18 protein-coding genes are annotated in these 22238 nt (G+C 70.2%); 2 read left to right on the forward strand and 16 right to left on the reverse strand.

The features are described 5' to 3' along the window. Nucleotides 1-50: 50 nt before the first annotated feature. Nucleotides 51-848 (forward strand): alpha/beta fold hydrolase, encoded by a 798-nt coding sequence (locus AC1DZA_RS10215; protein WP_476772666.1) that lies wholly within the window; start codon nt 51-53, stop codon nt 846-848. Between the two features lie 20 nt (nt 849-868). Here the strand turns inward: AC1DZA_RS10215 and AC1DZA_RS10220 are convergent, their stop codons facing one another. From AC1DZA_RS10220 to AC1DZA_RS10245, 6 genes are all read right to left on the reverse strand, one after another. Continuing rightward, on the reverse strand, nt 869-1912 hold the full coding sequence (locus AC1DZA_RS10220) for a LacI family DNA-binding transcriptional regulator (RefSeq protein WP_476772667.1): 1044 nt from the start codon (nt 1910-1912) through the stop codon (nt 869-871). Between the two features lie 177 nt (nt 1913-2089). Next, nucleotides 2090-3157 (reverse strand): galactofuranose ABC transporter, permease protein YjfF, encoded by a 1068-nt coding sequence (gene yjfF / locus AC1DZA_RS10225; RefSeq protein WP_476772668.1) that lies wholly within the window; start codon nt 3155-3157, stop codon nt 2090-2092. Then, nucleotides 3154-4200 carry an ABC transporter permease gene (locus tag AC1DZA_RS10230; protein WP_476772669.1) on the reverse strand — a complete coding sequence of 349 codons (1047 nt, stop codon included), beginning with the start codon at nt 4198-4200 and terminating at the stop codon, nt 3154-3156. Before AC1DZA_RS10230 ends, yjfF begins: the two co-directional genes overlap by 4 nt. Continuing rightward, a complete protein-coding gene (locus AC1DZA_RS10235) occupies nt 4197-5933 on the reverse strand; it encodes a sugar ABC transporter ATP-binding protein (protein WP_476772670.1) in 1737 nt (578 codons plus the stop codon). Before AC1DZA_RS10235 ends, AC1DZA_RS10230 begins: the two co-directional genes overlap by 4 nt. 109 nt (nt 5934-6042) lie before the next feature. After that, a complete protein-coding gene (locus tag AC1DZA_RS10240) occupies nt 6043-7029 on the reverse strand; it encodes an ABC transporter substrate-binding protein (RefSeq protein ID WP_476772671.1) in 987 nt (328 codons plus the stop codon). A gap of 606 nt (nt 7030-7635) precedes the next feature. Next, a complete protein-coding gene (locus AC1DZA_RS10245) occupies nt 7636-8211 on the reverse strand; it encodes an HhH-GPD-type base excision DNA repair protein (protein ID WP_476762839.1) in 576 nt (191 codons plus the stop codon). A 169-nt stretch (nt 8212-8380) separates the two neighbouring features. On the opposite strand from AC1DZA_RS10245, the gene AC1DZA_RS10250 reads away from it, so the two are divergent. Beyond that, the gene (locus AC1DZA_RS10250; protein WP_476772672.1) at nt 8381-8770 is read left to right on the forward strand and encodes a VOC family protein; all 390 of its coding nucleotides are present in this window, start codon (nt 8381-8383) and stop codon (nt 8768-8770) included. A gap of 5 nt (nt 8771-8775) precedes the next feature. Here the strand turns inward: AC1DZA_RS10250 and AC1DZA_RS10255 are convergent, their stop codons facing one another. The 10 genes from AC1DZA_RS10255 to AC1DZA_RS10300 all read right to left on the reverse strand — a co-directional run bounded on the left by AC1DZA_RS10255 (nt 8776) and on the right by AC1DZA_RS10300 (nt 22217). Then, a complete protein-coding gene (locus AC1DZA_RS10255) occupies nt 8776-9843 on the reverse strand; it encodes a LacI family DNA-binding transcriptional regulator (RefSeq protein WP_476772673.1) in 1068 nt (355 codons plus the stop codon). 56 nt (nt 9844-9899) lie between these two features. Further along, a complete protein-coding gene (gene araA, locus AC1DZA_RS10260; RefSeq protein WP_476772674.1) occupies nt 9900-11423 on the reverse strand; it encodes an L-arabinose isomerase in 1524 nt (507 codons plus the stop codon). Between the two features lie 105 nt (nt 11424-11528). Beyond that, the gene (locus AC1DZA_RS10265; RefSeq protein ID WP_476772675.1) at nt 11529-13157 is read right to left on the reverse strand and encodes a xylulokinase; all 1629 of its coding nucleotides are present in this window, start codon (nt 13155-13157) and stop codon (nt 11529-11531) included. Beyond that, a complete protein-coding gene (locus AC1DZA_RS10270; protein WP_476762144.1) occupies nt 13154-13909 on the reverse strand; it encodes an L-ribulose-5-phosphate 4-epimerase in 756 nt (251 codons plus the stop codon). The genes AC1DZA_RS10265 and AC1DZA_RS10270 overlap by 4 nt, the downstream gene beginning before the upstream one ends. A 372-nt stretch (nt 13910-14281) precedes the next feature. Then, a complete protein-coding gene (mmsB, locus tag AC1DZA_RS10275) occupies nt 14282-15520 on the reverse strand; it encodes a multiple monosaccharide ABC transporter permease (protein ID WP_476762145.1) in 1239 nt (412 codons plus the stop codon). Nucleotides 15521-15550: 30 nt separating this feature from the next. After that, the gene (gene mmsA, locus AC1DZA_RS10280) at nt 15551-17080 is read right to left on the reverse strand and encodes a multiple monosaccharide ABC transporter ATP-binding protein (protein WP_309974308.1); all 1530 of its coding nucleotides are present in this window, start codon (nt 17078-17080) and stop codon (nt 15551-15553) included. Between the two features lie 138 nt (nt 17081-17218). Continuing rightward, a complete protein-coding gene (gene chvE, locus AC1DZA_RS10285) occupies nt 17219-18301 on the reverse strand; it encodes a multiple monosaccharide ABC transporter substrate-binding protein (protein WP_476762151.1) in 1083 nt (360 codons plus the stop codon). Nucleotides 18302-18491: 190 nt separating this feature from the next. After that, the gene (locus AC1DZA_RS10290; RefSeq protein ID WP_476772676.1) at nt 18492-19289 is read right to left on the reverse strand and encodes an L-ribulose-5-phosphate 4-epimerase; all 798 of its coding nucleotides are present in this window, start codon (nt 19287-19289) and stop codon (nt 18492-18494) included. Between the two features lie 252 nt (nt 19290-19541). After that, complete coding sequence (locus tag AC1DZA_RS10295; RefSeq protein ID WP_476772677.1) at nt 19542-20561, reverse strand: LacI family DNA-binding transcriptional regulator; 1020 nt, start codon at nt 20559-20561, stop codon at nt 19542-19544. 150 nt (nt 20562-20711) lie between these two features. Further along, the gene (locus tag AC1DZA_RS10300) at nt 20712-22217 is read right to left on the reverse strand and encodes an MFS transporter (protein ID WP_476772678.1); all 1506 of its coding nucleotides are present in this window, start codon (nt 22215-22217) and stop codon (nt 20712-20714) included. Between the last annotated feature and the right edge of the window lie 21 nt (nt 22218-22238).

Consider the following 22238-nt stretch of genomic DNA (forward strand, 5'->3'; position numbering starts at 1 on the left):
GGTCGTCGGAGGGTCGGCGTAGCGTGGCGCCACGACAGCAAGGAGGCCCGATGACCGAGTTCGTGACATCCGCCGACGGCACGCGCATCGCGTTCGACCGCGAGGGCGGCGGGCCGCCCGTGATCCTCATCGGCGGGGCCATGCAGTTCCGCGGGTTCGACCCCGCGACGGCCGAGATGGCGCACCTGCTCGCGGGCCACGGCTTCACCGTGGTGAACTACGACCGGCGCGGGCGTGGCGAGAGCCCAGCCGAGCCGCCGATCACCCTCGCCCAGACCATCGACGACCTGCGTGCGCTCACCGAGCTGCTCACCGAGGGGGCGGATGACGCGGTCGCCCTCTTCGGCAACTCGTCGGGCGGCTCCATCGCCCTCGCCGCCGCCGCGGCCGGACTGCCCATCTCGAAGCTCGTGTTCTTCGAGGTACCGCTCGACGCCGAGGGCGGAGCCGAGGGGGCCGTCTTCGTCGAGGAGCTCCGCGAGCGCATCGATGCCGGCGACCGGGTCGGCACCCTGGAGGTGTACATGGCCGACATGCCGCCCGAGTGGCTCGAGGGCGCGAAGCAGAGCCCCGGATGGCCGACCATGCTCGAGGTCGCGCCGAGCCTGCTTCCCGACGCCGAGTCGCTCGCGTGGACGCAGTCCGCTCCCCGCGCAGAGCTCTGGCGGAGCATCACCGCGCCCACGCTCGCCCTCGTCGGCGAGCAGACGCAGCCGATCATGACGTCGGCCGCGGCATCCCTCGTCGCCTCGATGCCGGATGCCACGACGCGCACCATCCCGGGCGCCGACCACCGCTGGGATCCGCACGTGCTGGCGCTCGTGATCGCGGAGTTCCTCGTCGGCTGAGCGGATTCCGGGGCGACGCCTCAGGGCGACGCGACCGCCACCCGCGCCCGCGTGGGCGCGGCCGTGCTCGCCCGCGCCACGAGGTCGGGCACGCGCGGAGCGGGCATGAGCCGGTCGTCGTCGCCGAGGACGGCGAGCACCCCGGCCATCGCGTCGCGGCCGAGGGCGTCGAAGTCCTGTCGCACGGTCGTGAGCGGCGGGGTGAAGTACGCAGCTTCGGGGATGTCGTCGAAGCCGACGACGCTGACGTCGCCCGGCACCGAGCGTCCGGACTCGGCGAGCGCGTGCATCACGCCGAGCGCCATCTGGTCGTTCGACACGAACACGGCGGTCATGTCGGCGTCGGCTGCGAGCGTGCGTCCGTGGGCGGCACCGCTGCGCGGCGACCAGTCGCCCACGAGTGGCTCGCGGGCCGGAAGCCCGTGCTCGCCGAGCACCGCCGACCACCCCCGCAGGCGCTCCGCGGCATCCATCGCGTTCGACGGGCCGCTGACATGCCGGATCTCGCGGTGCCCCAGCGAGATCAGGTGCTCGACGGCCAGGCGGGCGCCCGAGTACTGGTCGAGCCAGACGCGGTGCATGCCGCCGCGGTCCTCGGAGGCGACGGCGATGATCGGCACGCCGAGCTCCACCCCGTCGAGGGCGTCGAGCGCGCCCCGCTCGGCGGCGATGAGCACGATCGCCTCGACGTTCTGGCGCACGAGCAGTTCGGCCGCCGAGCGCAGGCTCGGGGCATCCGTCTCGAGCATGCTCGCCGTGATCACCGAGTAGCGGGCGTCGCGTGCGGCCTCGTTGAAGTGCAGCGCCGTGCTCGAGGGTCCGTAGTCGGGGGCCCCGGTCACGATCAGGCCGAGCGTGCGCGTGCGCCGGGTCACCAGGGCGCGCGCGGCCGGGGACGGCACGTAGCGGAGTTGCTTGATCGCCTGCTCGACGCGGGCGCGGGTGGCCGGGCGCACGTTGGGCAGGTCGTTGAGCACGCGCGACACCGTCTGGTGCGACACGCCTGCGAGCCGTGCGACGTCGAAGATCGTCGCAGCGCGCGCCCTGTCGTCTGGCTCGACCACTCGCTGCTGCGCTCCCGCCCCGCGCCGTGGGGCGCGCTCATTATGTCGATTATCCTGCCCGGAGCCGGTCGGTCCGGCCGCCTGGGGTCAGCCGCCGCGTCGTCCGGCGGCTCGGCCGCAGCGATCGCCGTCGGCACCCGCCACCCGCCGCCCGCCGCCCGCCGCCCCGCGGCACCATCACCGCCGCCTGGCCGTGAGCACCTTCTGCAGGATGATGAACACGAGCAGCAGGGCGCCGATGAAGATCTTCGTCCACCACGACGAGAGCGTGCCCTCGAACGTGATGATGGTCTGGATCACGCCGAGCACCAGCACGCCGAGCACCGACCCGAGCACGAAGCCGTAGCCGCCGGTGAGCAGCGTGCCGCCGATGACGACCGCCGCGATCGCGTCGAGCTCGGTGCCGATCGCCGTGAGCGGGTAGCCCGAGAGCGTGTAGAAGGTGAAGAGCACGCCGGCGAGGCCGGAGCAGAAGCCGCTGATCACGTAGACGAGCACCTTCGTGCGGGCGACGGGGAGGCCCATCAACAGGCCGCTCTGCTCACTGCCGCCGATGGCGTACACCGTGCGTCCGAAGCGGGTGGCGTGCAGCACCCACACGGCGATCGCGACGGCGACGACCGCGATGATCACGCTGGGGGTGATCGACATGTTGCCGCCCAGCGGGATGCGGGCCACGGCCAACTGCACGAACGTGGCATCCGTGATCGAGATCGAGCTCTGGCTGATCACGTAGCAGAGGCCGCGCGCGAGGAACATCGCGGCGAGCGTGGCGATGAACGGCTGCACCTTGAAGATGTGGATCATCAGGCCGACGAGCAGGCCGAGCACGCTCGTGAGCACGAGGATCAAGGGGATCACCGCGGCCGGCGACCAGCCGGTCTGCAGCAGGCTCGCGGCGATCATGCCGCTGAGGGCCACGACCGCGCCGACCGACAGGTCGATGCCGCCGGTGAGGATGACGAACGTCATACCGACCGCGAGCACGATGAGGTAGGCGTTGTCGACGAACAGGTTGAGGAACACCTGCCCTGAGAGGAACCCGCGATACCGCACGCCGCCGATGATGAAGATGGCCACGAACAGCACGGCCGTCACGGTGACGGGGCCGTACTTCGGGCTCGTCAGCAGGTTCCGGATGCTGCGCACCACGCGCGCGCGGGGAGCCGGGCCGGTCGGGCCGCCACGGCCGCCACGGCCGCCGGTGCGCGTGGGGCGCTCGGGAGCGTCGAGGAGCTTCGTCATGACGTCGCCACCCCCTTGCCGGCTCGCACGGACAGTCTTCGCCGGAATCCGCTGAGCGCCTCGGCCGTGGTCGGCGACTGCAGCAGGCACACGACGGTGACCACCGCGGCCTTGAACACCATCGTCGCGATCGGCGGGATGCCGACCGTGTAGACGGTGGTCACGAGGGTCTGGATGACGAGTGCGCCGACCAGCGTGCCGGCCAGGGTGTAGCGGCCGCCGGCCAGGGACGTGCCGCCGATGACCACCGCGAGGATCGCGTCGAGCTCGATGAACAGGCCCGTGTTGTTCGCGTCGGCGGCCGCGGTGTTCGCCGTGAGGATGAGCCCGGCGATCGCCGCGCAGAACGCGCTGAACGTGTAGACGACGAACAGCAGCCCGCGCGCCCGCACGCCGGCCTGGCGGCTCGCCTCTGGGTTGATGCCGACCGACTCGATGAACATGCCGAGCGCGGTGCGGCGCGTGATGAGGGCCGCCGCGGCGAAGACGACCGCAGCGATGATGACGGCGATCGGCACGCCGAACCAGAAGCCCGAGCCGAGCGCCTTGAACGGCGGGCTGTTCACCGTGAGGATCTGCCCCTCGGTGATGAGCATCGCCACGCCCCGGCCGGCGGTCATGAGGATGAGCGTCGCGATGATCGGCTGGATGCCGAGCACCGCCACGAGGAAGCCGTTCCACGCGCCCAGCACGAGCGAGATGAGCAGCGCGACGGTGATCGCGACGGCGACCGTGGCGGGGTTGCCCGGGTCGGGCGAGCCGAGCATGATCGAGCAGGCCACGGCGCCGGCGATCGCGGCGACAGCGCCCACCGACAGGTCGATGCCGCGTGTGGCGATGACGAGCGTCATGCCCACCGCGATGATGAGCGTGGGTGCGCCGTTCCGCAGGATGTCGACGAGGCTGCCGAACAGGTGCCCGTCGCGCAGGGTGACCGTGAAGAAGCCGGGGAATGCGATCAGGTTGATCGTGAACAGCACGATCAGCATCACGATCGGCCAGAACAGCCGGTTCGCGATGAGCCGGGCGAGCAGGGCGCTCATCGGGGGTCTCCTGTGGGGTCGGTCGTGGTCGGGTCGGTCACGGTCGGATCGGTCGGGGCGGCCGCGATCCCGGCGGTCGTGGCGCGGGGCGACGTGCCGCCGGACGCGGCCGGGTCGGTGACGGATGCCGCGGGCGGCACGGATGCGGCGAGCAGCTCGCCGCCCGCGGCATCCGGAGCCTCTGGATCGTCGCCAGAGCCGTCGGCGATGAGGGCGAGCAGCGCGTCGACGGTGAGCCCGTCGTTCTCGAGGTCGGCGACGACGTGCCGGTCGCGCAGCACCACGATGCGGTGGCTGAGGCGCAGCACCTCCTCGAGCTCGGCCGAGATGAAGAGCACGCTCATTCCGTTCTCGGCGAGGTTGAAGACGAGCTTCTGGATCTCGGCCTTCGCCCCGATGTCGATGCCTCGGGTGGGCTCGTCGAGGATGAGGAGCCGGGGGGCGATCGCGAGCCAGCGCGCGAGCAGCACCTTCTGCTGGTTGCCGCCCGAGAGGTTGCGCACGAGTGCGTCGGGGTTGGCGGGCCGGATGTTGAGGGTCTGGATGTAGCTCTGCGTGAGCTCGTCCTGCCGCTTTTTGGGGATGGGCCTGGCCCACCCGCGGTCGGCCTGCAGGGCGAGCACGATGTTGTCGCGCACGGTGAGGTCGCCGACGATGCCCTCGTCGCGGCGGTTCTCCGACGAGAAGGCGATGCGGTGCGACAGCGCCTGGCGCGGCGTGCGCAGGCGGGTCGACCTGCCGCCGATGGACAGCTCGCCCGAGTCGGCGCGGTCGATGCCGCCGAGCAGGCGGGCGAACTCGGTGCGGCCCGAGCCGAGCAGTCCCGCGAAGCCCACGACCTCGCCCGCCGCGATCGGCAGGTCGGCCGGGTGCATCGCGCCGCGGCGCCCCAGCTTCGTCGCCTGGACGAAGGTCGCGGCATCCGACTCGTCGACCGACACCGATCGGGCGCGCTGCTCGAGGTCGTCGAGCACCGTGAGCTCCTTGCCGATCATCTTCTGCACGAGGTCGATGCGCAGCAGCTCCTCGACGAGGTACTCCCCCACGAGCTTGCCGTTGCGCAGCACGGTGAGGCGGTCGCAGATCTCGTACACCTGGTCGAGGAAGTGCGACACGAAGAGGATGGCGACGCCCTGCTCCTTGAGCGAGCGGATGACGCGGAAGAGCTCGGCGACCTCGTCGGCGTCGAGCGACGAGGTGGGCTCGTCGAGGATGAGCACCTTCGCCTGCACGTCGATGGCGCGGGCGATCGCGATGAGCTGCTGCACCGCGAGCGAGTGGTCGCCGAGGAGCGAGCCCGGATCGAGGTCGAGGTTGAGGCCCGCAAGCAGCTCGGCGGAGCGGCGGCGCATCGCGCGCCAGTCGACCGAGCCGAAGCGCCGCGGCTCACGCCCGAGCATGATGTTCTCGGCCACCGACAGGTTCGGCAGGAGGTTCACCTCCTGGTACACCGTCGAGATGCCGGATGCCTGCGCCTGGGCCGGTCCGCTGAACGAGACCTGCTCGCCGGCGAGCGTAATGGTGCCGGCGTCGATGCCGTACACCCCGGTGAGCGCCTTGATGAGGGTGGACTTGCCCGCGCCGTTCTCACCCATGAGCGAGTGCACCTCGCCGGGGAACAGGCGGAAGTCGACGCCGTCGAGCGCCTTGACGCCCGGGAACGTGATCGAGATGCCGCGCATCTCCACCACGGGGGCGGCGGGATCGGTGGGGTTGGTCACGAGGCGCTCCATCGAGTCTGGTGGTGGGTCGAGCGTAGGGCACGGCGGGTGCGCGGGAGTTGCTCCGCGCACCCGCCGGCCCGACCGGTCGACGGATGCCTCGCGGCATCCGTCGATCGGATCAGTACTGCCGGTCGGGCAGGGCCTCGATGGCCTGCTCCTGGTCGAACGTGGTCTCCTCGGTGATGATGCGCTGCTCGACCTCGCCACCGTCGTTGAGGGTCTTGATGATGTCGACGAGCTGCTTGCCGAGGAGCGGCGAGCACTCCACAATGAAGTTGATCTTGCCGTCGGCGAGGGCCTGCATGCCGTCGTGCACCGCGTCGACCGTGACGATCTTGATGTCCTCGCCGGGAACCAGGCCCGCCGCTTCGATCGCCTCGATGGCGCCGAGGCCCATGTCGTCGTTGTGCGCGTAGACCAGGTCGATGTCGGGGTTCGACTTCAGCATCGCCTCCATGACCTGCTTGCCGCCGGCACGCGTGAAGTCACCGGTCTGGCTGGCGACGACCTCGAGGTTCGGGTTCTGGCGGATGGTGTCGGCGAAGCCCTCGGCCCGGTCGATCGCCGGAGCGGCGCCCGTGGTGCCCTCGAGCTGGACGATGTTGACCTTCTCCGTCGAGTCCTTGTACTGGTCGAGCACCCAGAGGCCGGCCTTCTTGCCCTCCTCGATGAAGTCGGAGCCGAGGAACGACTGGTACAACGAGGTGTCCTTGCTGTCGACCGCACGGTCGGTGAGCACGACGGGGATGCCTGCGGCCTTGGCCTCGTTGAGCACCGCATCCCACCCGGTCTCGACGACGGGCGAGAAGGCGATGTAGTCGACGCCCTGCTGGATGTAGGAGCGGATCGCCTTGATCTGGTTCTCCTGCTTCTGCTGCGCGTCGGAGAACTTGAGCTCGATGCCCGCGTCCTCGAAGGCCGCCTGGATGTCCTTGGTGTTGGCGGTGCGCCATCCCGACTCCGCGCCGACCTGGGCGAAACCGACGACGAGTTCGTCGAGCGCCTTCGGGCCCTCGCTCGCGCCGCCGCTCCCGCCGGCTCCCGCGCAGGCGGAAAGGGCGAGGAGCATCGCGCCGGCGGCGGCGATTCCGATGAGCTTCTTCATCAGTGTGAACCTCCTTGTTCAGTGGTGCCGGCGGAGTGATCGGTGATGCTGCGTCCCTGGTGCGCCGGGCGGTCAGTTCATCCTGACCGCATTCGCGATGTTAGCGCTCACTTGTTAGCGCTCACAAGTGCGAGTTCGATAACGGATGCATCACGGTCGATGGATGCCGCTTTCCGGGCGCTTCTCCGCCTTCCCGCTGGTGTCGGCAGGCCGGCCGGGGCGGCCGCAGGCTGGGCGGGCCGACGTCGGCCGACGCGAATGTGAGCGCTCATTCGGGGCGGTCCGATCGGAGCTCGCCCGATTGTCGCCCCACCCAGGCGGCTCAGCGATCCGCCTCCACCACCGGGCTCGCGGGAATCCCATTCGCGCGTGGGAAGCCCCCGCGCGGAGGATTCCGCCGCGCGAGCGGGATTCCAGCGGGCATCGGCCCGCGGCATCCCCTCGCCTGACCCCGTGTTCGTCGGCGGCGGCATTACCGCGCGGCGGCGGCTCAGGCGAACAGCCGGCGCTCAGGACGAAACGCGCCGATTCCGCCTGAATCGCGCCCGGTTGCCTGAATCGGTGCGGTGACGAGTGCGGGCGGCGCGCGCGGCCCCCGACTCGGCGCTAGGCCTTGGGCGCCTTGGCCGCGGCCTTGGCCGCCTGCTTCGTCGCGCGCACCTTGGCGAGCGACTCGGGGTCGGTGATGTCGGCGACCGAGGCGAAGCATCCGTCGTCGCCGTAGTGGCCGACGGCCTCGCGCCAGCCGGATGCCTCGAGCCCGAGCTGCTTGCCCAGCAGCGCCAGGAAGATCCGCGCCTTCTGCTCGCCGAACCCCGGCAGCGCCTTGAGGCGCTTGAGCACCTCGGCCCCGTCGGGGTCGCCCTGCGTCCAGATGGCGGCGGCGTCGCCACCCCAGTCGTCGACGACGGCCTGCGCCAACGACTGCACCCGCCCGGCCATCGACCCCGGGTAGCGGTGCACGGCGGGCGTCTGCTTGAACAGCTCAGCGAATCGCTCGGGATCGTAGCCGGCCAGGGCGGCAGGCTCGATCGAGCCGGCGCGCTCCTTGATCTTCAGTGGCCCGGCGAAGGCCGTCTCCATCGCGACCTGCTGGTCGAGCAGCATGCCCGTGAGCAGGGCGAACGCGTCGGTGCTGAGCAGTTCGTCGGCGGCGTCGTCTCCGGTGATGTGCAGTGCCATGGGCTCCATCCTTCCACCGGGGGTCGACGGCGTCACGGGGCGAGCGGATGCCGCGGCGCGGAGCTCCGGCATCCGTCACCTTATGCGGACAGGAACTGACCGCATCGTTGCCAGACTGGGCGCAGGCGATTCGATGGAACGGATCGCGCAACCGACCGAGGAGCCACCCATGGACTGGAAGATCGAACTCATCCACGTGCCCGTCAGCGACGTCGACCGGGCGAAGGACTTCTACGTGAACAAGCTCGGCTTCAACGCCGACCACGACCGCACCGTCTTCGAGGGGCTGCGCTTCGTGCAGCTCACCCCGCCCGGATCCGCGTGCTCGATCGCGATCGGCGAAGGCCTCGGCGCGACGCTGGAGCCCGGGTCGCTCGACGTCATCCAGGTCGTGATCGACGACGCCGACGCGGTGCTCGCCGACCTGCGCGCGAAGGGCGTCGAGGCCGACGGCGTCGACGAGCAGGAGTGGGGTCGGTTCATCACGCTGAAGGATCCCGACGGCAACCGCTGGACCCTGCAGGAGCTGCCCGACTACTCGGCGCAGGCGACCGAGTGAGCTGATCAGCGCGCGGGCGGCGCCGTGCTCGCCCGATCGATCACCTCGGGGACGCGAGCCGTGCGGTCGGGCGCATCGGGCTCGTCGCGCAGCACGTCGAGCACCGTCGCCATGATGTCGTGGCCGAGCGCCTCGAAGTCCTGGCGCACGGTGGTGAGCGCCGGCGTGAAGAACGCCGCCTCGGGGATGTCGTCGAACCCGATGACGCTGAGGTCGTCGGGCACGCGCACGCCCGACGCGAAGCACGCGTGCAGCAGCCCGAGCGACATCTGGTCGTTCGCCACGAACACGGCCGTCGCGACGCCCTCCGCGAGGATGGCGCGTGCCGCCGCGTCACCGGATGCCGCGAGCCAGTCCCCGACGATCGGCGCGTGCACCTCGAGACCGTGGGCCCGCATCGCGTCCGTCCACCCGCGGCGGCGCTCCGCGGCATCCATCGAGTCGGCCGGGCCGGCGACGTGGCGGATCTCGCGGTGCCCGAGCGCGATGAGGTGCTCGGTCGCGAGTCGGGCGCCGGCGTACTGGTCCATCGACACGCGGTGCAGCCCGGGCGTCGGCTCGGAGGCCACCACGACGAGTGGCACGCCCGCGTCGATGCCCGTGAGCACGCCGACGCCCTCCCGCTCCCCCGAGATCAGCACGATCGCCTCGACGCGCTGCAGCGCGAGCCGGTGCACCGCCTGGCGGAGCACCTCGGCGTCGAGCGAGCGCATGCTCGCCTGGGTCACGGTGTAGCCGGCCTCGTGCGCGGCCTCATTGAAGCCGAGCGCGGCGTTCGACGGTCCGTAGTCGGGTCGGCCCGCCTGGATCAGCCCGATCGACCCCGAGCGGCGCTTCGCCATCGCGCGGGCGGCCGGCGACGGCGTGTACGACAGCTCGGCGATGGCCTGCTCGACGCGGAGCTTCGTCGAGGCCGCGACCCCGGTGAGGTCGTTGAGCACCCGCGAGACCGTCTGGTGCGAGACGCCGGCGCGCCGGGCGACGTCGAACATGGTCGGCACGCCCGCTGCGCCGGATGCCGCGGCCGGCTCAGCCGCCGGGACCGGCCGGCTCGCGGCATCCGCTTCGCTCATGTCGACCTCGCCGCCTGCACTGACCTCGCCGCCTGCACTGCCCTCGCCGCCCTCGATCAGAGGCCCTGCGCCAGGCGGTAGTACGCCTGGTTCCAGCGCACCTCGCGCTGGAACCCGGGCAGGGTGGTGTCCTCGTCGATGACGAGCAGCTCGGCCTTGGCCATCTCGGCGAAGTCGCGGAACACCTCGACGCCCACGGCCGTCGACATCACGGTGTGGTGCGCCGCTCCGGCGGTCAGCCAGGCCGCGGCACTGGTGTGGAAGTCGGGGGCCGGCTTCCAGACAGCGCGGCCGACGGGGAGCTTGGGCAGCGGATGCCGCAGCTCGACGTTTTCGACGACGTTCGCCGTGAGGCGGAACCGGTCGCGCATGTCGCTCATCGCGACGACCACGGCGGGGCCCGGGTCGGCGGTGAAGACGAGGCGCACGGGGTCCTCCTTGCCGCCGATGCCGAGCGGGTGGATCTCGAGCGTCGGCTTCGCGGTGGTGAGCGACGGCGACACCTCGAGCATGTGCGCGCCGAGGATGAGCTCGTCGCCGGGCGTGAGGTCGTAGGTGTAGTCCTCCATGAGGCTCGCACCGCCCGGCAGGCCGGCGCCCATGACGTTCGCGACGCGCACGAGGATGGCGGTCTTCCAGTCGCCCTCGGCGCCGAAGCCGTAGCCCTCGGCCATGAGGCGCTGCACCGCGAGGCCCGGCAGCTGCTTCAGCGCGCCGAGGTCCTCGAAGCTCGTGGTGAACGCGCCGAAGCCGCCCTCCTCGAGGAACGAGCGCAGGCCCAGCTCGATCGCCGCGCCGTCGCGCAGCGACTGGTGCCGCTCGCCGCCCTTCCGCAGTTCGGGCACGACCTCATAGAGGTCCTCGTACTCGGCGACGAGCAGGTCGACCTCGGCGTCGGATGCCGCGGCCACCGCCTCGGCGAGCTCGTTCACGCCCCACGTGTTGACCTGCACGCCGAATCGCAGCTCGGCCTCGGTCTTGTCGCCCTCGGTCACGGCGACGTAGCGCATGTTGTCGCCGAAGCGGGCGAGCTTCAGGCTGCGGGATGCCGCGAGGCCGGCGGCCGCGCGCTGCCACGTGCCGAGATCCCGCTGCACGCGAGGGTCGCTCGCGTGGCCGACGATGGTCTTGCGCGGAACGCCGAGGCGGGTCTGGATGTAGCCGAACTCGCGGTCGCCGTGCGCGGCCTGGTTGAGGTTCATGAAGTCGAAGTCGATGTCGCCCCAGGGCAGCTCGACGTTGGCCTGGGTGTGCAGGTGCGCGAGCGGCTTCTGCAGGGCGTCGAGCCCGGCGATCCACATCTTGGCGGGGCTGAACGTGTGCATCCACGCGACGAGCCCGATGACGTTCTCGGCGGCGTTCGCCTCGAGGGCGACGCGCTTGATGGCGTCGGAGTCGGTGAGCACCGGCATCCACACGACCTTCACGGGCACATCGGATGCCGCGTCGAGCGTCTCGGCGACCTGTCGCGACTGGTCGGCGACCTGCTTGAGCGTCTCGGGGCCGTACAGGTGCTGGCTGCCGGTGAGGAACCAGACCTCGTACTGGTCGAGGTTCGTCTGGAGGGGCGTGCGGGTCATGTGGGTCTCCTCGTGGTGCGATGTTCGGTGCGTCGGGGGGTGCTTGGTGGTGTGGGTGCGGTGTGGGTGCGGCGTGCGGCGCCATCGCGGCGCGGGCCGCTACGGTCAGAGCGCGTCGACGGCGGCCGACTCGACGGCCAGCCCGGCCCGGTAGCGGTCAAGGTAGGCGGAGAACCCGGCGACGTCGTCGGCCACGGGCTCGACGGTGTCGATCGCGGCATCCGCGAAGACGCGTTCGCCGAGGTAGGTGCCGAGGTCGACCTCGTCGGCGGCCGAGAGGTACGACGCCAGCACGGCGATGCCCCACGCGCCGCCCTCGGACGCCGTCTCGCCGACCGCGACGGGCGCGTCGAGTGCGCCCGCGAGGAAGCGCTGGGCGACGCCCGCGGTGCGGAAGATGCCGCCGTGCGCGAACATCCGGTCGATCTCGACCCCCTCCCCGGCGAGCACCCGCATGCCGAGCGCGAGGGTGCCGTACACGCCGTAGAGCTGCGCGCGCATGAAGTTGCCGAGGCTGAACCGGCTGTCGGGCGTGCGCACGAACAGCGGCCGGCCCTCGGTGAGCCCCGCGATCGGCTCGCCCGCGAGGTGGTTGTAGGCGAGCAGGCCACCGGCGTCGGCGTCGCCGTCGAGCGCCTCGCGGAAGAGGGCCTCGAACACGGCATCCGGCTCGACGGGGGTTCCGGATGCCGCGGCGAACCGGGCGAACACGCCGGCCCACGCCGCGAGCTCGCTGGCGCCGTTGTTGCAGTGCACCATCGCCACGGGGTCGCCCGCGGGCGTCGTGACGAGGTCGAGCTCGTGGTGCGCGTGCGCGAGCGGGCGCTCGAGCACCACCATCGCGAAGATGCTCGTGCCGGCGCTGACGTTGCCCGTCCTCGGGGCGACGGAGTTCGTCGCCACCATGCCGGTGCCGGCGTCGCCCTCGGGCGGGCAGAGCGGCGCACCGGGCTGGAGGACTCCCGACGGGTCGAGCAGCGCAGCGCCGTCGGCCGTGAGGGCACCGGCTGCCCGGCCCGCCGGCAGCACCTCGGGGAGGAGCTCGGCGAGGTGCAGGCCCGGGGCGCGGTCCGCCACGAGGCCGTCGAACACCTCGAGCAGCCGTGCGTCGTAGTCGTGGGTCGCGGCATCGATCGGGAACATGCCCGAGGCGTCGCCCACGCCGATGGCCTTGCGGCCCGTGAGGCGCCAGTGCACATAGCCCGCGAGCGTCGTGACGAAATCGATCTGCGGCACGTGCGGCTCGTCGTCGAGCACCGCCTGGTAGACGTGCGCGATCGACCAGCGCAGTGGGATGTTCAAGCCGAACCGCTCGCTGAGCTCGGCGGCGGCCGGGCCGGTCGACGTGTTGCGCCAGGTGCGGAACGGCACGAGCAGCTCGTCGCTCGCGTCGAACGCGAGGTAGCCGTGCATCATGGCCGAGACGCCGATGGCGCCGAACGTCTGCGGCTGCACGTCGTAGCGGCGTCGCACGTCGGCGACGAGGTCGGCGTACGCCGCCTGGAGTCCCGACCAGACGTCCTCGAGCGAGTAGGTCCACACCCGGTTCTCGAACCGGTTCTCCCACTCGTGGCTGCCCACGGCGAGCACCTCGGTCGGGTCCTCGCCGACGAGGCAGGCCTTGATGCGCGTGGAGCCGAGCTCGATGCCGAGCGACGTGCGTCCCTCGAGGATGGCGGCGCGGGCGCGCTCGCCGGTGGTGCCCGCAGCCTGCGGGTTCATGGAGTCGGTCATCGGGCTGCGTCCTCACTCGGTGCGGTGTCGTCGTCGCGGCGGGCGTCGGACGCCTGGCCGTACACGTTCTGGTAGCGGTCGTAGAGCCGGTCGATCGCGTCCTGCGGGATCGGGATGAGCGGGCCCGCCTCGCGGGCGAAGTGCACCGTGCGCGCGACATCCTCGACCATCACGGCGGCCTTCACGGCGTCCTTGGCATCGGTGCCGATCGTGAACGGGCCGTGGTTCTGCATGAGCACCGCACGGGAACGGTGGCCCGCGAGGGTCTCGACGATGCCGCGCCCGATCGAGTCGTCGCCGATGATCGCGAACGGACCCACGGGGATCGGCCCGCCGAACTCGTCGGCCATGGCCGTGATGACGCAGGGGATCTCCTCCCCGCGGGCGGCCCACGCGACCGCGAACGTCGAGTGGGTGTGCACGACGCCGCCGACCTCGGGCATGTTGCGGTACACGTACGCGTGGGCAGCGGTGTCGCTCGAGGGGCTGCGGGCGGATCCCGGCGTGCCGGGGATCACGTTGCCGTCGAGGTCGCAGAGGATCATGTTCTCGGGCGCGAGGTCGTCATACGACACTCCCGACGGCTTGATCACGAAGAGGTCGGCGCCGGGCACCCGGCCCGAAACGTTGCCGCCCGTCCAGACAACGAGGCCGTATCGAGTGAGCTCACCGTGCAGCCGCGCGACGTCGTCGCGCACCTTCGCGATGGCCGCGTCGACCTCGGGCGTGAAGGCGGATGCCGCGGCGCTCATGCCGCCGCCATCCGGCCGTCGGCCCCGATCGGCAGGTGGTCGTGGTCGGGCACGGGGACTCCTTCGTCGTCTGGTTCGTTAGCGCTAACGAACCACGATGTTAGCGCTAACGAAGCCGGTCGGCAAGCGCGCCGGGTGCGGCATCCGGAGCCCCTGCCCGGCCCGGATGCGAAATGGAGGAAGAAACGGCCGACACGCCGCGCGGCCCTCCCCCGGCACGCCGCGCGCCACCAAGAACTTCCTACATTTCGGTGGTGGAGCTCGGCGGTCAGGGCCACTGCGACGGCTGGCGCGGCATTTGGTTCTGCATGGATGACTCGGGTACGACGAAGGGGCGGATGCCGCAGCACCCGCCCCTTCGGTCACCAGACCCTAGTTGCCGCCGGAGCGTCGACGGTTGTACACGTCGAACGCGACCGCGAGCAGCAGCACGAGGCCCTTGACGACCTGCTGCCACTCGATGCCGATGCCGAGGATCGACATGCCGTTGTTCAGCACGCCGATGATCAGGCCACCGATGATGGCGCCGCCGATGGTGCCGACGCCGCCCTGCACGGCCGCGCCGCCGATGAAGGCCGCGGAGATCGCCTCGAGTTCGAAGCCGTCACCGGCCTTCGGGCCGGCCAGGTTGAGCCGGGCCGTGAAGATGAGGCCGGCGAGGGCGGCGAGCGTGCCCATGTTCACGAACAGCCAGAAGTCGACGCGACGGGTCTTGATGCCCGACAGCTCCGCCGCGTGGCGGTTGCCGCCGATCGCGTAGATGTGCCGACCGAAGACCGTGCGGTTCATCACGATGCCGTAGACGAGCACGAGCACGGCGAGGATGATCAGCGTGACCGGGATGCCCTTGTAGGACGCGAGGGACCAGGTGAAGAAGCCGATCGCGGCCGACACGAGCACGAGCTTGATGATGAACCACACCATGGGCTCGACGTCCTGGCCGTACTTCTGGCGGCCGCGACGGGTGCGCACCTGCTGCACGATCAGGATGACGATCGCGAGCGCGCCGACACCGAGCGTGAGCGGGTCGAGCTCGAAGTCGCCGACCGAGACGAAGCCGTTGCCGAGCGCGCGGTACTCGGCGGGGAACGAGCCGATGTTCGCGTTGCCGAGCACGACGAGCGCGAGGCCTCGGAAGATGAGCATGCCCGCCAACGTCACGATGAACGCCGGAATGCCGACGAAGGCGATCCAGAAGCCCTGCCACACGCCGACGAGGGCGCCGATGCCCAGCGAGAGGATGACCGAGAGCCACCAGGGCAGGCCCCATTGCACGGCGAAGACGCCGGAACAGGCACCGACGAAGGCGGCGACCGACCCGACCGACAGGTCGATGTGGCCGGCGATGATGACCATCACCATGCCGATCGCGAGCACGAGGATGTAGCCGTTCTGCACGACGAGGTTCGAGATGTTCTGCGGTCGCAGCAGGATGCCGTTGGTGAGGACCGAGAACAGCACGACCACCGCGACGAGCGCGATGAAGATGCCGTTCTTGCCGAGGTCTGAGAGCACGTGGCTCAGCCGGTCGGTGAACTTGTTCTCGACGGGGTTGAGGTTGCCGCCGGGGAGCTGGACTTCCTCGGAGGTGGTGGGGGTCGGATTCGACATGGTGTCTCCTGGTGTATCCGCCAGCGCCGGCTAGCGGGGCTTTTCCATGGTCATGAGCTTGAGCATCGCCTCGGGTGTGGCCTCCGCGATGGGGAGCTCACCGGTGATGCGCCCCTCCGAGAGGGCGTAGACGCGGTCGCAGATGCCGAGCAGCTCGGGCAGCTCCGACGAGATCACGATGATCCCCTTGCCCGATGCGGCCAAGCGGTTGATGATCGTGTAGATCTCGTACTTCGCGCCCACATCGATGCCACGCGTCGGCTCGTCGAGGATGAGCACGTCGGGATCCGAGTAGATCCACTTCGACAGCACGACCTTCTGCTGGTTGCCGCCCGAGAGCTTGCCGGTCTTCACCAGCACGCTCGGCGCCTTGATGTTCATCGACTTGCGGTACTCGTTGGCGACCGCGTACTCCTCGTTGTCGTGCACGAGGCCGTACTTCTCGAGCTTCTTCAGCGAGGCCATCGAGATGTTCCGCTTGATGTCCTCGATGAGGTTGAGGCCGTACGTCTTGCGGTCCTCGGTGGCGTAGGCGATGCCATGGTCGATCGCCTCGGCGACCGTGCGGGTCTTGATCTCCTTGCCGCGGAGGAACACCTTCCCGGTGATCTTCGACCCGTAGCTCTGGCCGAACAGGCTCATCGCGAATTCGGTGCGACCCGCGCCCATGAGGCCCGCGATGCCGACGATCTCGCCGGCACGAACGTGGAGGTTCACGTTGTCGACCATCACCCGCGAGGTGTCCTGGGGGTGGTGCGCCGTCCAGTCCTCGACGCGGAGCAGCTCCTCGCCGATGTCGGGCGTGTGGTCGGGGTAGCGGTTCTCGAGATCACGGCCGACCATGTCCTTGATGATGCGGTCTTCCGTGACGTCCTGCTTCGCGATCGTCTCGATCGTCTTGCCATCGCGGATGACCGTGACGGAGTCGGCGACCTTCTTGATCTCGTTCAGCTTGTGGCTGATGATGATCGACGTGATGCCCTGCCCCTTGAGGTGCAGGATCAGGTCGAGCAGGTGGTCGGAGTCCTCGTCGTTGAGCGCGGCGGTCGGCTCGTCGAGGATGAGGAGCTTGACTTCCTTCGAGAGCGCCTTCGCGATCTCGACGAGCTGCTGCTTGCCGACGCCGATGTCCATGATCTTCGTCGTCGGGTTCTCGCGCAGCCCCACTCGGGCGAGGAGCTTGGATGCCTCGAAGTTCGTCTTGTTCCAGTCGATCAGGCCGCCGCGGCCCTTCAGCTCGTTGTTGAGGAAGATGTTCTCGGCGATCGACAGGTAGGGGCTGAGCGCCAGCTCCTGGTGGATGATGACGATGCCCTTGGCCTCACTGTCCGTGAGGTCCCGGAACTCCACCGTCTCGTTCTCGAAGACGATGTCGCCGTCGTAGGTGCCGTGCGGGTACACGCCCGACAGCACCTTCATGAGGGTCGACTTGCCGGCGCCGTTCTCGCCGCAGATGGCGTGCACCTCGCCGCGCTCGACCCCGATGGTGACGTTCGACAGGGCCTTCACGCCCGGGAACGTCTTCGTGATGCCGCGCATCTCGAGAATGTTGGTGGTCATCCTTGCTCCTGCTTCATTGCCGGGTGGGGCCGGCCGGATGACGGATGCCCCCGCGGCCGGGACCTGAGGCGAGAGTACTCCCGCTCGGGCCCCGACACGCGGGGTTGCCGTCATCCGGCCGACGTGTACCGGTGGTGACTAGCCGTTGATTTCCGCTTCGGTCCAGTAGCCGCTGTCGACGAGGATCTCCTTGATGTTGTCCTTGACGACGATGGCCGACTCCAGGAGGTACGACGGCACGACCTTCACGCCGTTGTCGTAGTCCTCGGTGTTGTTGACCTCGGGCTCGTCGCCGTTCAGGATCGCGGACGCCATGTCGACGGCGACCTTCGCGAGCTCACGCGTGTCCTTGAAGATGGTCGCGTACTGCTCGCCGGAGTTGATCGCCTTGACCGAGTCGAGCTCGGCGTCCTGGCCGGAGATGATCGGCCAGCCCTCGCCGACCGAGTAGCCCGCGTCGGTGAGCGCCGAGATGATGCCGCGCGACAGGCCGTCGTAGGGCGAGAGCACCGCGTTGACCGTGGAGCCGTCGGAGTACGTCGAGGTGAGGATGTTCTCCATGCGCTCCTGCGCGACCTCGCCGTCCCAACGGAGCGTTGCGGCCTGCTCGAAGTCCGTCTGGCCCGACTTCACCACGAGGGTGCCGTCGTCGATCAGCGGCTGGAGCGTGTCGATCGCACCGTTCCAGAAGAACGTGGCGTTGTTGTCGTCGGGCGAACCGGCGAACAGCTCGATGTTGAACGGGCCGGCGGGCGCGTCAGCGGCCGGCTCGCCCTCGAGGTCGGTGAGGCCGAGGCCGTTCAGCAGCGAGTTGGCCTGCTGCACGCCGACCTTGTAGTTGTCGAACGACGCGTAGTAGTCGACGTTCTCCGAGTCGCGGATGAGGCGGTCGTAGGCGATGACCGGGATGTCGGCGTCGGCCGCGTCCTGGAGCACCTGCGACAGCGTCGTGCCGTCGATCGAGGCGATGATGAGCGCCTCGGCGCCCTTCGTGATCATGTTCTCGATCTGCGAGACCTGGGTGGGGATGTCGTCCTCCGCGTACTGGAGGTCGACGGTGAAGCCCTGGTCCTCGAGCTGCTGCTTGACGGCGTCGCCGTCCTGGATCCAGCGCTCCGAGCTCTTCGTGGGCATCGCGACGCCGATGAGGCCGCCGTCGCCGCCGCCGCCGCTGCTGTCGCCGCCACCGCTGCCGCCCGAGCACGCGGCAAGCGCGAGCATGGAACCGGCCGCGAGGGTGGCGAGAAGCACCTTCTTCGTGTTCTTCACGGTGTGTCCTTTCACTGTGTGTCATTCATGGACGACATTGTCTTGGTGACAGTCGGAGTCGGCCGCGTCCATGCCAGCCGTCTCCCCTCGCGCCGCGCCCGTCGGGACGGGCTGCGCAAGATCTGGGGTACCGAGCGATCGTTCATCGCCGGTCTGCGACCTTCCGGCGGGCTTCGGGAGCCGCCTTCGGGGCCTTCGCGCGACCAGCGTCGGACGCCGGCCCCGCGCTCTTCGTGCGGCGGGCGTCTGACGCCTGGCCGTACACGTTCTGGTACCGATCGTAGAGCCGGTCGATCGCGTCCTGCGGGATGGGCACCAGCGGACCGGCCTCGCGGGCGAGGTGCACGGTACGCGCGACATCCTCGACCATCACGGCGGCCTTCACCGCGTCCTTCGCGCTGGCGCCGATCGTGAAGGGGCCGTGGTTGCGCATCAGCACCGCGCGGCTGCGGTGGCCGGTGAGCGTCTCGACGATGCCGCGACCGATCGAGTCGTCGCCGATGATCGCGAACGGGCCGACCGGGATGGAGCCGCCGAACTCGTCGGCCATCGCGGTGATCACGCAGGGGATCTCCTCGCCGCGCGCGGCCCACGCCGTGGCGTAGGTGGAGTGCGTGTGGACCACGCCGCCCACCTCGGGCATGTTCCGGTAGACGTAGGCGTGCGCCGAGGTGTCGCTCGACGGAGACCGGTCGGCGCCGGGCGTGCCCTCGATGACGGTGCCGTCGAGGTCGCAGAGGATCATGTTCTCGGGCGCCAGCTCGTCGTACGAGACGCCCGAGGGCTTGATCACGAAGAGGTCGGCCCCCGGCACGCGACCCGAGACGTTGCCGCCCGTCCACACGACGAGCCCGTACCGGGTGAGCTCGGCGTGGAGCTTCGCGACGTCGGCGCGAACGCGTGCGATCGCCACTTCGACCTGGGGGCCGTAGCTGTTCATACGCCCACCGCCACGGCGTCCATGCCGGCCCATCGGCTCTCGCACGCGGTGGCGTGCGGGGCAGCGGTGGGGGCGATCGGCACTGGAAGACTCCTTCGTCGGGCGGGGAGGTGCTCCACGATGTCGGTCTCGATGTGACCGTTCACATGGCGACACTCATGTTAGCCACAATCACGCCGCACCTGTCAACTTCGAGAGGTCACGGATCCATAACGCCGGCTCTGACAGGCATGGTGGCCCGCGTGGCGCGGGTCAGAACGCCGGCGCACCGGTGCTGCGGCGCACCACGAGCTCGGGCGTGATCGTGCCGGCCGCCTCCGCCGATGCGTCGCCGATGTCGCCGAGCAGCAGCGCCACGCACCGGCGGCCCAATTCGCCGAAGTCCTGGCGCACCGTCGTGAGCGGCGGCCAGAAGTGCGCCGCTTCGGGGATGTCGTCGAATCCGATGATCGAGACGTCGCGCGGGATGTCCAGGCCGGCGTCGCGCACGGCGTGCATGAGGCCGAGTGCCATCTGGTCGTTCGACGCGAAGATCGCCGTGAAGTCCCGCACGGTGAGCAGCTCACGGCCGGCGTAGTAGCCGAACTCCGCGGTCCAGTCCCCCAGGATCGGCGCGGTCGTGGCGACGTCCTGTGCGCTCATCTCCTCGAGGAAGCCGCGCATCCGCGCTTCCGCCTCGATCCAGTCCTGGGGTCCGGCGAGGTGGTAGATGCTGCGGTGGCCCAGCTCGATGAGGTGTCGGGTGGCCATCCGCGCGCCCGCGATCTGGTCGACCGACAGGGCGTGGTCGTCGTCGCGACCGGTGGACTGGAGGCTCACGTACGGCACGTCCATCTCGAGGCGCGCGAGTGTGTCGAACACGCGCATCTGCGGCGCGATCACGACGAGGCCCTCGATGCCCTGGGCCGTGAGGTGCGCCAGCGCATCGGCGATCGACGCGGCATCCGACGACTCGATGTTCGCCGTGCTGACCCAGTAACCGGCGGCCCGGGCCGCCGACTCGATGGCCGCGATGCTCGACGCCGGCCCGTACTGGGTGCTCGACGCCGAGAGGATGCCGAGCGTGCGGGATCGGCTCGTGACGAGCGCCCGGGCCGCCCGGTTGGGCTTGTACTGCAGCTCGCCCATGACGTCGAGCACGCGTTGCTTCGTCTCGGGACGAATGCTCGGATGGTGGTTCAGCACCCGGCTCACGGTCTGGTGCGAGACGCCGGCCAGCCGCGCGACATCACGGATGCTCGGGGCGCGACCCCGCTGCGGCTCCTCTGGCACGGCGACCTCGATCGAATCTCGGCATGTTCACGGTCACACACGCCGGCGCAGTCAATTATGCACAGGTCGGGGGCGAATGTGACTGTCACACGAATGTGACCGTCACATCGTGCGCACGTCGTGACGCACCAGAGACCGCGTCGAAGGTCGTCAGGCTCGGGATGCCACGGCCGGCGGCCGCACGCGGCTCGCCAGCAGCAACCCGACCACGGCGATCGCCACGGTCACCGCGAAGTCGGCCGTGAACATGCCGGCGCCGGCCGCACTCGACACCAGTGCGGTGATCGCGAGCGCCACCGCCGCCCCGAGCGACTCCGAGATGGTGAGCGCCGCGCTGTTGAAGCCCTGCGCCGACACCGGCGACAGGGCGAGCACCGCGACCGAGAAGCGCGGATACATGAACCCCATCGCGGCACCCGCGAGCGTCCATGCCACGAAGGCGATGGCCGGGGCGAGGGTGAAGGTGGCGACGACGAGCACGACGACGAGCGCGACGACGAGCGTCGCCGCGCCGATCACGACGGCCTGCGTGTTCGAGACGCGTTCGGTGAGCCGGCCCTGCAGCCAGGACGCCGCAGCCCACGAGAGCCCCGCGCCGGTGAGCACGGCACCGGCCAGGCTCGGCGAGAAGTCGTAGTGCTCGATGAACAGGTACGGGAGGTAGATCTCGCTGCCGAAGAACGCACCGGCGACGATGAGCTTCAGCATCACCGTGGCGGGCATGCCGCGGGCGGCGCGGATGGTGCCCACGGGAAGCAGCGGCCGCGCCCCCACGGCCGCCACGGCGATCGCCGTGACGGCCACGACCCACTGCCAGGGGTCGGGCAGCTCCTTGGCGAGCGACACGGCGAGCGCGGCCGCGGCGGTCAGCACCGACCAGCCCACCCGACTGAGGCTCCACGGCACCGACGGGTCGCCCTGCACCTGGTCGCGCACGCGCACGATGGGCGGCAGCATCATGGCCGCGGCCGGGAGCATGAGCACGATGACCCCGAGGAACACCCAGTGCCAGCTGGTGGCCTCGGCGACGGCGCCGGCGAGCGCGGGACCGACGATCGACGGGATGACCCACGCGGCGGCGAAGCCCGCGAACACCCTGGCCCGCAGGTGCTCGGGGTAGACGCGCCCGACGATCACGTAGAGCGGCACGATCACCGCGGCCCCCGAGAGCCCGTGCACGAACCGGCCGACGATGAACACCCCCATGTTCACGGCGGTGCCGGCGATCACCAGCCCGACGACGAACAGCACCGCCGAGACGATGAGCGACGGCAGCGGGCCCGCACGGTCGGTCCAGTTGCCCGCGATGACCATGCCGATGATGCCGGCGGCGAGCGGCACGGCGAAGGACAGGGCGAAGAGCGCCTCGCCGTCGAGGTCGGTCGCGACGAGCGGCATGATCGTGGTGACGGCCATCGCCTCGAACGCGGCGAGGAAGATGATCGAGAACATGCCGATCGAGAGCCACCGGTAGGGCTTCGAAAGCGGCCCCCGGGCGAGCGGCTCGCGGGTGCGCTGCGCCGGCACGTCGCCCGAGGGGGCGGCCGCGGCGTTGGCCGCCTCGGCGTCGGCCGCCTCGGCCGCCTCGGCCGCCTCGGCAGCGTCGACCGGATGCTCCGTGGCCGGGGAATCCGTCTTCTTCGTCACGTCGCTCACTGATCGAGCCTATCCCCGGCC

The sequence above is a fragment of the Agromyces sp. P2_B3 genome, from assembly GCF_056404815.1.